8 protein-coding genes and 1 pseudogene are annotated in these 15,339 nt (G+C 53.8%); all 9 read left to right on the forward strand.

Annotation, left to right across the window (positions count from 1 at the left end; genetic code table 11):
• The first annotated feature begins 88 nt into the window (after positions 1-88).
• The 9 genes and pseudogenes from K239x_RS06765 to K239x_RS06800 all read left to right on the forward strand — a co-directional run bounded on the left by K239x_RS06765 (position 89) and on the right by K239x_RS06800 (position 15,061).
• On the forward strand, positions 89-1,525 hold the full coding sequence (locus tag K239x_RS06765; protein WP_145417021.1) for a type II secretion system F family protein: 1,437 nt from the start codon (positions 89-91) through the stop codon (positions 1,523-1,525).
• A 292-nt stretch (positions 1,526-1,817) separates the two neighbouring features.
• A complete protein-coding gene (locus tag K239x_RS06770; protein ID WP_145417022.1) occupies positions 1,818-2,990 on the forward strand; it encodes a type II secretion system protein in 1,173 nt (390 codons plus the stop codon).
• 54 nt (positions 2,991-3,044) lie between these two features.
• Positions 3,045-4,331: a type II secretion system protein gene (locus K239x_RS06775; RefSeq protein ID WP_145417023.1), complete on the forward strand. Its 1,287-nt coding sequence runs from the start codon at positions 3,045-3,047 to the stop codon at positions 4,329-4,331.
• Positions 4,331-4,417, forward strand: a pseudogene (locus K239x_RS28310) (hypothetical protein); the annotation flags it as partial. The gene K239x_RS06775 and the pseudogene K239x_RS28310, both read left to right, overlap by 1 nt.
• Positions 4,418-4,465: 48 nt before the next feature.
• On the forward strand, positions 4,466-5,668 hold the full coding sequence (locus K239x_RS06780; RefSeq protein ID WP_419190134.1) for a hypothetical protein: 1,203 nt from the start codon (positions 4,466-4,468) through the stop codon (positions 5,666-5,668).
• Complete coding sequence (locus tag K239x_RS06785) at positions 5,665-6,915, forward strand: hypothetical protein (RefSeq protein WP_145417025.1); 1,251 nt, start codon at positions 5,665-5,667, stop codon at positions 6,913-6,915. Before K239x_RS06780 ends, K239x_RS06785 begins: the two co-directional genes overlap by 4 nt.
• A 72-nt stretch (positions 6,916-6,987) precedes the next feature.
• Positions 6,988-12,492 (forward strand): hypothetical protein, encoded by a 5,505-nt coding sequence (locus K239x_RS06790; RefSeq protein WP_145417026.1) that lies wholly within the window; start codon positions 6,988-6,990, stop codon positions 12,490-12,492.
• Positions 12,489-14,477: a PulJ/GspJ family protein gene (locus tag K239x_RS06795; RefSeq protein ID WP_145417027.1), complete on the forward strand. Its 1,989-nt coding sequence runs from the start codon at positions 12,489-12,491 to the stop codon at positions 14,475-14,477. The genes K239x_RS06790 and K239x_RS06795 overlap by 4 nt, the downstream gene beginning before the upstream one ends.
• 80 nt (positions 14,478-14,557) lie before the next feature.
• Entirely contained in the window at positions 14,558-15,061 is a 504-nt protein-coding gene (locus K239x_RS06800; protein WP_145417028.1) for a hypothetical protein, read from the forward strand.
• The last annotated feature ends 278 nt before the right edge of the window (positions 15,062-15,339 follow it).

Raw genomic sequence — 15,339 nt, forward strand, 5'->3', positions numbered from 1 at the left:
ACAACGCAGTTAGACAACCAAGTCATCACGATCGCCACGGCGATCATGCACCTTTCAAAATTCACCCTTCCAACTTCAAACTTTTCCCATGCCGATTTATCAATTTGAAGCGATGGATGCGACCGGGCAGGAAATCCGGGACGAGATCGATGCTGCCAACGAAGAAGAGGCGCAAACCACGATTCGGCAGATGGGATACTTCGTCACGAAGATCTCCGTCAAGAAGCAAGCCGCCACGGTTGACAGTACCGGCAAACGTAAACGCCCGTTCGCGATGGGCGGTGCCAAAACCAAACAAATTTGTGCGTTCACACGTCAGCTATCGATCTTGCAAGACGCCGGGTTGCCGATCCTGCGCAGTCTGAAAATTTTGGAACAAAACGAAAAGCCCGGCAAACTGAAAAACGCGTTGATGGACGTCTGCGACGAAATCGAAGGCGGAGCCACGCTGAGCGAAGCGATGGGCAAGTGTCCCAAAGTGTTCGGTCGGTTGTACGTCAACATGATCAAAGCCGGTGAAGCCGGTGGTGCTTTGGAGACCATTCTCCAGCGTCTGGCCGAGTTCTTGGAACGGGCTGAATCGCTCAAGCGAAAAGTCAAAGGTGCATTGATCTATCCGGTCATCGTGGTGATGGTCGCGTGTAGCATTCTGGCGTTCATCATGATTTTCATCGTGCCGACATTTGAAAAGATGTTCGAAGAGTTCGGGTTGAAACTGCCGGTGCCGACGCAGTTGTTGATTGCGATGAGTAACTACATCGCGGACTACTGGTTCTTGCTGATCATCATGCCGATCTGTTTCCTGTTGATGGTCAAACTGATTCGCAAATTCCGGCACGGACGGATGGGATTTGACATGTTCATTATCCGTGTGCCGATCTTCGGCAGCTTGATCGAAAAGAACATTTTGGCACGGACCACGCGAACCTTGGGAACACTGATTTCCAGTGGTGTGCCGATCTTGGAAGCCGTCAACATTACTCGTGAAACGGCCGGCAACGGCAAATTTGAAACACTGTTTTCACAGGTCAACGTATCGATTCGCGAAGGTGAAGTGATCAGCAAACCGCTGCGTGAAGGCAGCACGTTGGGATTCCATCCGATGACGGCCGTGATCTTCGCGCTCTTTGGCGCGTTTCCCGGCATCATGTTGATGTCCGTTGCCCTGACCGCGACCGGTACCAAGTTGGACAAAGACGGAATGGTCCAGACGCTGCAGTTCACGGCGCTCTACGCGATCGCGCTGGGCGTGTTTTTTGCACTCGTCTACTACGGCATGAAAATTAAATCTCGCATCGTCGATGACTTGGTGGTCAACATGGTCGACGTCGGCGAGGAGACCGGTGAGTTGGACACGATGTTGTACAAGGTCGCTGACACTTACGACGAAGAAGTCCGTGTTTTGACCGATGCTCTGACCGCATTGATGGAACCACTGATGATTGTGTTCCTGGGGCTGGCGGTTGGATTCATCGTGGTCAGTTTGTTCATGCCATTGGTCTCCCTGATTAGTGGACTGTCATAACCCAGGACCGCAAACCCACGGTCTCGTCAAACGTGCGAAGCGTTTGGCGAGACCAAGAAACCCCGGTTAGCCGCGGGCGTTGGCCATAGTCGCTAGCCGCACGGCAACCAAGCCAACACCTCACTTACTCACTCGATACACGAAACCGTTTTCCTGTCAGCCCCTGGCGGGATCCCGAGTCAAACAGAGTCTTGTCAGCGAATGGCTGCCCAGACAAAAACGAAACGAATCACGCATGTCATCCACGGCAACCTTTCATTCACGATCCATCCGAGCAAACATTGGTCAAAGCATGAACGCTCCAGTGAAACCCAACCCCCAAACGATCCTCCGCCGCGGCTTTACGTTGGTGGAACTGTTGGTTGTCATCACCATCATCGGTATCCTGGTGGGCTTAGCCCTGCCGGCGATCCGGACGGCAATCGAAACCTCCAGCGTTACTGCGATACGGCTTGAAATGGAGTCGCTTTCCAGTGCAACTGAACGCTACCAGCAAAAGTACGGTGACTATCCGCCGGACTTTTCAAATTGGGCGGTTGTACAACGTCACTATCGCAAATTGTTCCCGCGGATGGCGGCCAATGAGATGCTGTTGTTGCAAAACATGACTCATGTCAGTGGCGTTTTTAATCCGGTAGCGATCGATCGTGCCGAGGCGATTGTCTGGACGCTTGGTGCATACAGCGAAGATGTTCAGCATCCCTTTACTGGCCCCGGGGGTCCGTTGGCTTGGGTCGGAAATGGTTCAGATAGTTATGCGGCCCCGGCGGGAGCCTCGAATCCTACGCAGGTCAACGCTGCCCAGCAGAATCCAGTCAACTACCAGATTAACAGTGACAGAGTGAATTCGCTTCACGATTTTGATCCGGGCCGATTGTCATTGTCGTCTGTGAATGCGTCAGCAGCTCTGACCGGAGCCAATAAGTACACATCCACCGACGATGGTGATTTGGTGCTCACGTATGCATCAGTGACTGAAGGTGGCCCGTTCGTTTACTTCGACTCACGGACCTATGCCCACTTTGATCCCAATATCAATGGTGGAGTTGGTGACTTCAATGGATATGGAAGTACTGATTTTGGCGGCGTTCGTCCGTACATTTCCACTGAAGCAGTCGCCAATCCGTCGGGCGCCAACTATGCAACCGACATAGCTGCCGTAAACGCTTGGCGTTTTGTTAACAGCGACACCTTTCAGCTGGTTGCCCCCGGTTTGGATGGAAGCTTCGGCAACGTCGTCAGTTTCAACGTCGACAGCGATACGTATGCCGAACCTGTTTACTTTCAGTATCCAACTGGCCAAGCCGCGGCGCCGCGCACTGATGTGGGGACGCCTGGTCAACTGCTGATCACGGGAGTCAATGGATTTCAGGAAACTGGATTTCCAAACCAAATCGAAAGCGCGCAGCTGGACAACATCGCTAGCTTTGCAAAAGCAAAACTGGTCGATGATGTGAAGCAGTGATTCGGTGCTGCACGTAACGTCTGCTTTGACGACCCAATCGTACTTGAATCTATTATGAAACTCATCACTAAACGACCGAGAACCGGCTCCAATCGGCTGGCACCTAACCATTGTGGTTTCACGTTGGTTGAGTTGCTGATCGTCATTGCATTGCTGGGACTATTGGCGGGGATGGTTAGCGCGTCTTATCAGGGCGTTGCCAATGCCTCCCGTGAAGCTCGCACGCGATCGATCATTGCGACGATCGATAGTGTGATTCAGGAAAAGTACGAATCGTACAAGTACCGACCATTGCCAGTCGAAATTCCGGACATGTTTCAGCCAGGAAACCAGACAGGCACAGAGGTCGGGTTTGAAACATTGGCAACCGAAGCGTCGCGAATACGTTTGATGATGAGTCGCGATCTACAGAAAATGGAAATGCCCGATCGTTGGTCCGACATTGTCGTAGGAACCGGCGATCCAGTCCGGCTTCGAGCGGCAGTCAGTCCCGTGGTGACAGTTGGCGGCAATGTTGTGGGAGCACGTAGTAGTCCGGCAAGCCGGCGCATGATGAACGTCAGCTGGTTTGGTATCGACAGGGTCAACACAAATACGGCTGATTCGGCGAACGTCCCGAGTCAGCTGGCGGCATACCGAAGTCGTGTGACGACGGTTCCTACGGTTGAACATCAAGGCGCCGAATGCTTGTTTCTGATCATGTCAACCAGTTTTGTCGGCGGGACGCCAGCAATCGATGCGATTCCGGATACCAATATCGGTGATACCGATGGCGATCTCATGCCAGAGATTCTTGACGGCTGGGGACGCCCGTTGATGTTCGTGCGTTGGCCGGTTGGATATGTCGATCCAAGCGGAGTTGTTGATCGAACAACGGCGGATGATTTTGATTTGTTTCGTAGCGATTACGCCTATGCAGACACGGGCTCCCCACCGGTTAGTTCGGCGCAAGCCACCAGTGTCGAAGGTGGGGGAAAGGTCCGACCTTGGTCAATTCGTCCTTTGATTGCGTCAGCCGGTTCCGATGGTGAATTTGGCATTTCCGCCAATCCTTGGAATTCAGCGTCCGAGTTGACCGCGTTTGATTACCGCAGCCAATGGGGATGGGCGGTCGATGCGGATCACTATGGTTCGGAGTTGCCGGGGCGTGGCGCTGGAATTGGTGCTGCGACGCACACAACGCATCCGTTTCCTGACCCTTATTTGCGTAACTTCGTCGCCAACAATCAGAGCAGCGGCGTTTTCGTTGGTCGCTTGCCTGGCCAGGTGCTGCCAACATCAACCGCTTTGGAAGATCGCGTTGACAACATGACCAACTATGACCTGCAGGCGGACAACTAATGTTGATTCACGGCAAAACAAACTCGCGTCGAATCTCGTCGGATCGTCCAGCGTTCACGCTAGTTGAGATCTTGATCGTGTTGTCCATTTTTTCGGTACTGGCCGCAATCTCCTTACCGTTGGTGAGGAGCTTGGTGTCAGAACAGAAAGGTGCAAACACATCCCGTTCGATTTCGGCCTTTATCGACGCTACGCGGCGTCGTGCGATCGCAGAGGGCCGCCCCATGGGGGTATTGGTCGAACGTCTCACTCGTGATGACGGTCCGCTTAGTCCAGACCGTGGTGCATCGCTACGCGTTCGGCAACTTGTTGGAGTGCCGTCCTATGCGGGCGAAAGCTCCAATTCGTTTGCCGAACTCAAAGCCGACAGCAATTGGCCAGCCGTCGGCCACGTCACTCGCCCCAATACGGGCGATCCAGATCCAGATCCACTGAAAATCGACACGGCCGTTTTCAATGCCAGCGACAATCAACTTTTGTTTCTGAGCGCGAGGATGATTGCAAATTCGGAACTGAACCCTCCGGTCGCGATCAATGATCCGATCGAATTTCCGGGCGGTCGAATTGCTCGGATTGGACGATTGATCGCGTTCGTCGACGGGGGCGTCGACCGAGTCAAAGTTAACTTTGATTTAGAGGATTCTGCGGCCTTCAATTCGTCGACAGGACAGTCGACGGATCGATTTCCCGCAACCAATCACATCGTCAAACGGCCAGCGCGAAGCGCTGGCGTGGTCGTGATTGATTCCAACGGATTCGTGGTTGACTTGGCAAATGCTGGGCCAGACGGAGCAATCGGAACGGCAGACGATGTGGTTCAGAAAACAACCTACAAAATTCATCGTCGGCCAGCCCGATCGACGACCGCACCGCTGGATCTGCCGCGAGGCTTGGCGATCGATTTGAATTACTCGGGCATGGGGGCGTTTGGAAATCAATTCGCACCGGTTCCCAGTGCGGCTACCCCCGGGCTGTCGATTTTCAATAACCACATCTCGATTACTTTCAGCGCGGATGGTCGGGTATCACAGGTCAACAATGCGGCTGGTGTGTCGCTCAAACCAAGCGGTCTGATCTTCTTGTGCCTCGGTACCACCGACGGACTGCGCAGCGATTCGCTTTTGAGCAATGACGAACGTGCTCCCGCAAACTTAATGGATTTGCAGTCGATTTGGATTGTCATCAATCCAAGTACGGGACGGGTTGTGTCGTCGCCATTTGCATCGGTAGCTCCATCGACAGCAACCATTACCGATCCGGCGGATGCCGCATTGGCTCCAGCGATCAATCAAGCACGGTTCTTCGCGTTTTTATCCGATACGGTGGATGACAAATGATTCAGTCTTTAACGAACACCATGAAATATCGCATGCGTCGCGCCGTAACTCTGATCGAGGTCATCTTTTCGGTTGGCGTTGTGCTGGTCGGATTGCTAGGGCTGTTGTCGGTGCTGCCGCTGGCAGGACGCCGCGCGGACGATTCGATCAGTCTCAATAGCGGAGCGGCACTGGCTGAATCGGTTTTTGATGAATTGGTCGCACACAAATTTATGTCAAACGGTCAGCTGCGACGGTTCGACTACACGACGGTGACTTCGGCTGTCGACAGCAACAGTTCGTTTATCATCGACCCCATGTTCTGTTCGGGCTATGAACAGAGCGAAGGCAACCTGACGACGACGACACTCCCGGCCACACCAAACGGTTACGATCAAAAAGCGTTTCCCTACTACAAGCAAATTCATCACCCGTACATCGATCCACTTTCCGGTTCGTCGTCCACGTGGCCTGCTCTGCAACCACGAATGGATCGCGTAGGGATCGCGAGCCCGTTTTCGTCTCCGACGATTCCTGTTGATGGTTCGGGCGATCCCATTGGGCCTGCGTTTGTCGATGTCGAACAAGCACTTCGAATCGTCGAAAGCCCCGATGACCTTTGGATTGTTCGGCCAAGCGATCGATCGCAGCCAGCGACGTTCAAAGCTTTGCAAGGTACATCGGGCGGACTTGCGTACGGCAAGCGTGTTCCCGATAGCGTGTTCTCTTGGGTTGCCACAGTGAATCCGCTCCCTGACGGTGCGTATGCGTCCGTCTCGGTCGTCATCATCAAAGATCGGGAGCGTAGCTTCGTTGCCCCGCAGATAAACACCGGTGCCAACAGTGTGGAGGACAACGCTTTAGGTGAACGTGTCGCCTATATCAACTACGCGTCGGGGTTTCGTGGCGGTGCCGGTGGAGTGGTTCATTTAAACAGCTCAACAGCAACAGTATCACGCGTCCGCTCCAACGATTGGGTCATGCTCTCTCGCAATACGGGAACGGAGACATTCCACCGATGGTATCGCGTTGTTGGGATTGATGGAAAAGCGACCGAGATTCAGCAGCCTGATCCGGTCAATCCAACCAACAACATTGTCGTGTGGCAGCACAAGGCTCTTCTGGATGGTCCCGACTGGATCTTTGGACACGAAGATGATGCGAGTGCCGGATCTCGTGCTTTGGCATTAGCCAATAACACCTACGTAACGCTGGTGCAAGGCGTTGTGTCAGTCACTGAGCGGACGATTTTGCTTTCTGACTTATAGCCTATTCACTGCGTTTTTTGATTTCGCCTCGCAATTCTTCTCTTCATTGCTTTCGCTCAGCGAGTTCCCATTATGAACCGCCATTCACTTTTCTTCCGTCAACCAAAGTTCGCCACAGCGCCACGTCGCTCGGGCATCATTCTTTTGGTTGTGTTGACCAGTCTGACATTCTTCAGCTTGCTGGTTGTGACGTACCTGGTGTTCAGCAGCCAATCGCGCCAGTCGGCGTTTGCAATGAACATCCGGACGACAAGGTCGCCCGATGTGAATGAACTGATAGAGCAGGCGATGCTGACATTGGTGCGCGGACCTAGCGATCCCAATAGTCCTTTTCGTGGTGAAAGCCTGCTGGACGATTATTGGGGGGGCGATGGTGTCAATATGCGAGCGCATCACGTCAATAGTTTTGCGGTTGGCCCTTTTAATTTGGGGAAAGGATTTGTTCGCTTTCCTGCCGTTCGGCAAACGGCAACACCGACTCGCGCGTTTGCCCTCTACATCGCTGACGATTTGATGACCGGACGGTACATCACGTTTAGGCAAGGGCCGCTTGCCAATCGTACCTTTCGGGTAGTCAAGTCGATCTACGACCCTGGCGCTCCGTTGGCTGTTCCGCCGTTGCCGGCCTACGACAATCTGTACATTGAGCTCGAGAGTAAAGATTGGGATCCGTCAGGCAATGTGTTGATCCAGTCTCTTTTCTACCGTAACCCATCGGACCTCACGTCTGGCGGCTACGCTTTTCGGCTCAACGGTGTGCCGCAAAATTCACCGGGAGTTGGACTCAGCGGCGGTAACCTTGATGCGACTGTTGCTACTGCGTCGATGCAACAAGGACGTGGCTTCGCTGACTTGCCTGTTTCACTTCAGCCAAATCATCTTCCTCAATTGGGAGCGACATTCGACAAACTAACTACATCGCCAGGATTTGACGAAGCCTACGATGCTCCTGATGCTCAGAACTGGTTTCTCGCATTTCGTCATCCTGATGGGACCGTTATCCCGTCGTTTCATCGTCCTTCGGTGATCAACTACATCCTGAATGAAATGGATTGGTCGTCTGCGACAGATGTCGATTTTGCGGATGTGGTTGCTAGTTTGGCCAGAAGCACCATGCGGCCGTTGCCCATCGCAGCAGGTCAGTTTGATGCAGGTACACCCAGCCCAGCGGTGAATCCTCGCTTCACAGGAGGCAACGCAAACTTCGCATTGCGAACGCCCTTGTTGATGCGGCAAGCCGGTGGTGCAGCGCGGTTAGATCAAGTCGCCAAAGCGTTAATCAACGATTTTGATGTCGACAACGACGGCGATGGTCAACCTGACAGCATTTGGATTGACATTGGTTTGCCGCAGATCACATCACCCGAAGGCAAGCTGATTCAGCCTCTTGTCGCGGTCATGATCGAAGACCTCTCAGGGCGTTTGAATCTGAATGCGATCGGAAATTCACAACTGAATTCGATCACTGCGGGTGTGCGAAACAACCCAAATGCAATGTGGGCCGGGACGCGAAATGTTTTCCAATCAGTCGCGAATCGCAGAAATGCGTTTCGAGGCATTGGATACGGACCTGCGGATATTATGTTGCCGACGCTTTCGACCGGCAGTGGGCTGATCACCAACGGTAATGTTCTGCAAGACATTGCGCGTTTGCTAGGTGATCGATACGGCGCTGACGCAATGCCTGGTGCGGATTCGAACGCGTTTAACACAGTAGCCGTTGATGCGTTGGATACTATTCGTCATGGCTACCGTCCGGTTCAACACACGGGGCGATCCGGTTTTGGTCGTTCGCAGGATCCGTTTGGCCGAGGCGGAATCGGAATTGGACGTGGCGGAGATTTAGTGGCCTCTGATTCTGGAGTAATCGTTAGCACCACTCCTGCTTCCTACGTCAATGAAAGTTACAACGATCCCTACGAAATGGACCCAGCGGCCAAATTAGGTCAGGATGCCCCTTTCACGTTCGCTGAACTAGAAACCATTCTTCGATCGAATGACTTTAGCTCTGAATTATTACCCCAAGAACTTCGTGACCGACTGCTACGGCTGTTGTCGCTCGCTCCTGAATACAGCCGAGTGGTAACGACGGCAAGCGTTTCCCATGACGGTCCGCCGACGCTAGGCGAATCGACTGCCTTGATCGGTTTCTTGGAACGTGCGCAGGACCTTGCGACAGCGCAACTAACGCCCCCGGCGACTGCACCTTTTTTAACGCCGGCGCAAATTCCTGAAGTGGTACCGGCCGAATTTCGACTCGGTCGCAAAATCGATGTGAATCGATCCTTCGGAAATCGAGTCGATGACAACGGCAACACGATCATCGACGAGCCGGGTGAGGTTTTCAGCGAAACCAATTCCGTCGGTACCGTTGCAAATCAAGCTGTTCCGGTTGGCTTTCAAACTTCCTTGCCTCTGTCACAGCCCACTTATCAAGCTGATTCGACGACCGCCTCGAGCGGCCGTGATCTGCTGGCACGGAATCTTTACGTTTTGATGCGTCTGCTAATCGACGACGGATTTGATTTTCCATCGGTGACAGGGACAGCGTTTTCAGCTGCGGACGCCGATGCGTACAAGGCTCGTCGGCTTGCCCAGTGGGCGGTCAATGTCGTGGACTATCGCGACCCAGATGCGATCATGACTCGCTTTGTGTTTGACCCCAATCCATTTGACGGTTGGAACCCCGGGGCGGCAACTGTCGAAAACACCGTTTGGGGTGTCGAGGCGCCTGCGTTGTTGTTCAGCGAAAGTCTTGCTTTGCATGACACAAGACTCAACGACGGTACTGACGACAACGGTGGTGGCGACGACAAGATGAGTGGCGACGCCGATTCAGACCAAGTTCGTATTCCACAGGGATCATTGTTTTTGGAATTGGTTTGCGCCCACCCAACGATTTCGTCGCTCGCTGCTGTTCCGCCGAATCCTCCGATCACAGACGAATCGGCTCAGCCAAGTTTTCCGCAGGAACTATACGACGCATCTGGAGCCCTGGATCTACTGAAAGCGAATCCCAACGATCTGCCGGTATGGCGAATCGCGATCAGCGAGCCACATGCAATCGGTACTGGAAAAGAGAATTTGGATCCGATGACGCTCCGTGATGCCGAGCCTGATTTTGCTGCTCTTGCACCAGAGTCATTGCAGGATCGAGAAATCGATGCGTCGCTGGGGGCTGGCAATGGATTGGATTTGGAGCGGTTTATCTTTTTTCGTCACTTCGACAATCAGCAAGACATTCGAGACTTGATCACCAATTCGGGCATTACCGATATGGGCTCAAATGAAGTGTTCTTTACGCCCAATTCAGATTTGCGTCTGGGCAACGCGATGAACGTTACGAAAACGTTGTTGCCAGGACAGTACATGGCGATTGCACCAAGGAAGAAAACCCACCTCGGTTCCAAGGAGGTTCCGTTGGGGACTTTCCCAGGAGCTCCAAGCCAACAGCGTTTTGAAGTGGATGCCACTCAAGGCGTCGTGCAATTTGAACAGGGAATTGCTGCGTCCAACATGGGATTGGGGGCGCGAACAACACCTGACTTTGGTGCCGCTGAAAACTACACACCTGCTCTCCCATTGATCATCGGGACATTTCGTCCAGATACTTGGCCGATCGCAACGTTCGAGGATGGATATGTGGGGCTGAACGTGTCGGAGCCTTTGCCTCGCGACGAATTGGGTAATGCAACTTACTATCCGCAGCCGCTAACCACCTACAATGATTCGACGCTGGACAACGACGGCGATGGCAACCCTGACTACGAGCTTTTGGATGCCTATTTCAATTACAGCGATCCCAGCACGTCGTCGCGGGATACACCACTCGACTTGACGTATGGAATCATCCCTACAGTTGGAGGTGGTGCTGAACCTGACCTAGGCACGATTCCCCAGTTTAGAACCGCTTATCTTCAGCGATTGGCTGACCCTACCCTTCCCTACAATGTCGTCACAAATCCGTACCGCACAGTTGACTTGATTTCAATCGATCTGACAGTTTTTACGGGTGAAGACCGAGACGAGAACATCAATACTGGCGGAGCAAGTTACGCCACCAGTTCTCGGCAGCGAAACGGTTTCATTCGCACTTTTGATTCCGGCGGGACTTCATCAACAACAGCCGCTGGCGCGCTTTTCTCCTACGAAACGGCGCCAACTGTATCTGCCGGAACGACTCTGACCAGTGATGATTATTTTTCGTTCTCAGGAACAAGCCCATTTATTCAGAACTCCCTTAGCTTTTTGAATACGGCGACAACCGGAGCACTCAATCGCGGCGATATAAACAACGTGGTTGATAGGCGCAACGGACGCAGTAACCCCGGCTTTGTAGGGTTCCAGCCAAGCATTGGCAGTCAAAGTCCGGCCGGTGTGACAACGAACGATCGCAACTTGCCGATCCAGCCTTTTTCGTTGCATCCATGGCTGAATCGACCGTTTGCTTCGCATCTTGAACTGATGATGGTGCCCGCCTGTTCTCAGACGCGGCTCTTAGAAGAGTACACGCACAACCTGGGTGGCGATCCTGATGTATACCCCGATACAGCAGGCTCTGGTGCGGATGATCCTGTCGTGTTCAATGCTCCTTTTCGGCACTTGTTGAATTTCTTCCACAGCAGTGATGAAGGCTCTTCGGTTGCTGAGTTCGGTCGCTTGTTTGATTTCGTTCATACGCTTCCTCGTTTTCGAGGCGAAGTCGACATGATCACACCAGCCCAGCTAGCGGGAGGCACCACGGCCCAGCAAGCCGAACTGGCTCGCATGAGGACGCTGCTTGCGCCGCCATTTAATTTCTCTTACGACAATCTGCGTCAAGGCCGTGTGAACTTGAACACCCTGGCTGAATTTCAAGTTTGGGCGGGGCTGATGCAGGGCCATTTGAATGATCCCGAGTTCACGTCACCCGCCTTGGCCGGCGGAGTGTTGTCGTTTGAAAGTTTTCTGTTGAATCGAAGAGGCTATGCCGTTGGAACGACGCCAAGCGCGTTTGTAAACGCACCACGACCAACCACTGGCTACAACTACAATCCGAATAAATTTGATCCGCGGTTTCCCACTCAGTTTGCCGGCGTCTACAAACCCGGAACCGATGCGATCTACGCTCCATTGCTTCGCTCGGCAGCAGACACCGACTTACTCCGCAGGAGGGAAGTAAACGGCACAGTACTGCGAGGGTCTGGAACCGTGGATACAAGTGATCCTGCTGCTGGCCCACCGACGACCGCACAAATGTTTGTTCGCAGCGCGACACAGGCTCCGCTTCCGACGTCGGCAACAGAGCTGCATATGAATCGAGATCGCAACCCGTTCATTCGCTATCAGACGGCGATGAGGATGCCTAACTTGGCATCTAATAATTCGCAGATGTTTTTGATGCGAATGAAAATGGGTTTCTTTGAAGTCGACGCTGGAAACATTGACAGCGTGGGAGCGGAATACAAAGCGGATGTCGGCCAGAGTGATCGTTATGGCGCGATGTTCATTATCGACCGTTCGCGACCGGTTGGGTTTTCTCCCGGTCAAGATTTGAACGTTCGCGAAACTATCGTTTTTGAGAGTTATGACCAATGATGCACTTGCACAACCAAAAGAAATCTACGGCGTTTACGCTGGTAGAAATGTTGGTCGCAATGGCGATCACGATGCTGATGATGGCCGCACTTGCGCGTGCCTTCGGATTCGTAGGGGAGGCTGTCAAAGACAGTCGCGCCGACGTGGAAATGTCCGGTCGTCTAGTGGATATTAATGCGCGGTTGGCCGACGAATTAAAACGATGCACCGTTTCGCTTCAGCCTGCGGTAGAAACCGATGATCCATTGGGATATTTCCTCTACTCAGAGGGGCCAGTCACTGATGTGACTTCTTCTGTTTTTCGCGCCACTCCAGATGCCGATGGCAATCTGATTGACGCGCGATACGGTGATTTTGATGACTACCTTGCCTTCACGGCGGTTGCAAAAGGCAATAGTTGGTTTACTGGCAAAGTCCCTCGGTTTTTGCTGGATATGAAGAAGGTCGATTTGTTGCCTGTGAATCAGGACGCTAGCACGACCAACGATGTTGCGTATGACCCTACTCAATTCCCGGGCTTGCCACTCGATCCGATCGTCATTGAATCGAAATACGCGGAGCTCGTTTACTTTGCGAGTCCTGAGTACGTTGTCAGTTCATTGTCGACCGCGCCGGTCTTTGTTGACGACGACAACAATTTGCTCCCGGATCGGCTTAATCTTCATCGCCGTGTCTTATTGATTCGTCCGGATCTTGTTTTGACGTCGCCCACCGATGCTGTGGGAACGGAGGGGGCGCTGGCAGTCTATCCGGTTGTCACGGGCGCAACCGCCCTGCGTTGGATGCGGGCAGACGATTGGCCCATCGGAAATACAACGGTGCATACGACCAATCTGGCTCCTGCTACCGATCCGGCAGCATGGCAATATGGAATGGCCGGTGTTCATCAGCAGTGTGATCTTTCGCTGCGTCGGCGGTTCGATGCCACCGGTCAGCACTTGCCAACAGTGGCAGCCAACTCGTTATCGGATCTTTCCAAACCACACAATCGGTTTGGCCATATTCGTGTTCCGAGTGCTGCAATTGGCGGGTCCGGATCGGCGATTACATCAATGCCAATTCTTGCCTTGGGCGGTCCACCAGCGGTGCTGGGTGCGGCGACGACAGGGAGTGATCAAGTTCCTCCGCCGCTTGGCCCAGTGATCCCGACGGGCGAATCCAGTGTGTTGACGCCCTACCAATTCAGTGGATTCATTCGGCCCGAATTCGTATTGGGGACGAATGTTGCGCATCGTGAGGTAGCCGGGGACGCTTGGGGAAGCGAACGGCTAGGTGAAGACTTGCTGACCAACAATGCGTTGGCCTTCGATGTTCAAATTTACGATCCTCAGGTTACACAGTTTTCAACAAGCAACGGTTTAGTCGTGGGGCCGAACGACTCCGGCTATCGCCAAGCGGTTCTGGAAAAAATTGCTGCGGTGACATCGGGAAGCACTCCTGTTAGGGAAACCTCGCAAGGTGGTTTTGTTGATCTCGCCTATCCAATCCTAGCGGGCGGTTCTCTACGCGGATGGCGACCGCGTTTGGCTGATAGTCAAGCCACCGCGACCACGTTGGCGGTGGGAACTACCAATAACTACCTCAATACGCCGTTCTCTGGCGTTTCACAATCCAGTACGTCGGCGTATATCCTGTCTGATGCATTGCAGCGCAGTGGACGACTGATCTCTGACGCCTCAGGGAACATTCGTCTTTTCCAGCCCGCCTTTGATACTTACACGACGGCATACGAAGTGGACGGCATGTTGCAAGGCGCTGTGCCCAGCGCGAATGGTTCTCAGTGGCGAGATGTTACGGACATTAGTTTGGTTGACTTGGGAGCCGATGGCATCGACGGTGACGTAAATGCAGGTGCTGATGACGTGGATGAGCGTGAAACGTTGCCGCCATTTATTGACAGACCCGAAGCCATTCGTGTCACCATCCGAATTGAGAATCCGTCCACCCGTTTGATTCGGCAGGCGTCGGTTGTTCACCGTGATTAGACGTCAGTTAGATCAGCGGCGTGCGATAAAGCGGCTGGTGGTTGTGCAATGAGTCGCCAAGCATCCTTGGAAGAGTTGACATGAAACGGTCGCATTCGATCTTGCTCTCGGTGACCGTGGTTGCGGCTTCGGTGACTCGTTTGTATCTCCTGCGAGGTGCGGCGGCGGCTACTTCCGCGGTCTTGGTCGCTGAGCGTTTGTACGACGCGTCGGTGATCACACAATTGTCGTTTGATCCCAATGCGATTGTCTTGCTGGCTCCCGGCCCCGATGAGTTGCCCGGCCAAGCTGAACTTGATGATGACTTTGACGGTGTCATCGACAACCGAGCCGAAATGGGCGCCGTCGGCAGCGATGATGTGTGCTTGGCTCCCTGGAATCCCGGCTACCAAGCCGCCGCGGATCGCGGTGACGCGGTCGAAATCAGTCGCGGCGCGTTCGTCGACGACGGTCCCGTGTCGGTCGGCAAAGCTGCCGCCAACGGCGTCTCACTTTCGCCCGGTCAATCCGACCACCGCCGGTTGTTGATCACCGGAACGACCCGAGGGCGCACCTGGTCACGGATGATCATGGATCATCGGTGAGCCGGTGGCGTTTGAGACGATCTGCGATTTGACAAATGGTTCGGTTCGGAAAAGCACCTGTCGTGGTGCCGAATCGTTAGCCGCTGGCGCTAGCCACGGGCCCGTTGTTGGGAAGTTTGCTGGTGTGCCCGTGGCTAGCGCCAGCAGCTGATGGGGCGGGTGACGGCGGCGGCTGGCGAGGGTGGTTGGGCTTGTACAGATACCCTGCGGCTGGCGGAGCGCTTAGAATCGGTTGGTCCTTGTGCGTTTGCTGTTCGTTCCTCCACCGCTTTTGCTGC

Source organism: Stieleria marina, from assembly GCA_007741555.1.
Lineage (GTDB): Bacteria > Planctomycetota > Planctomycetia > Pirellulales > Pirellulaceae > K23-9.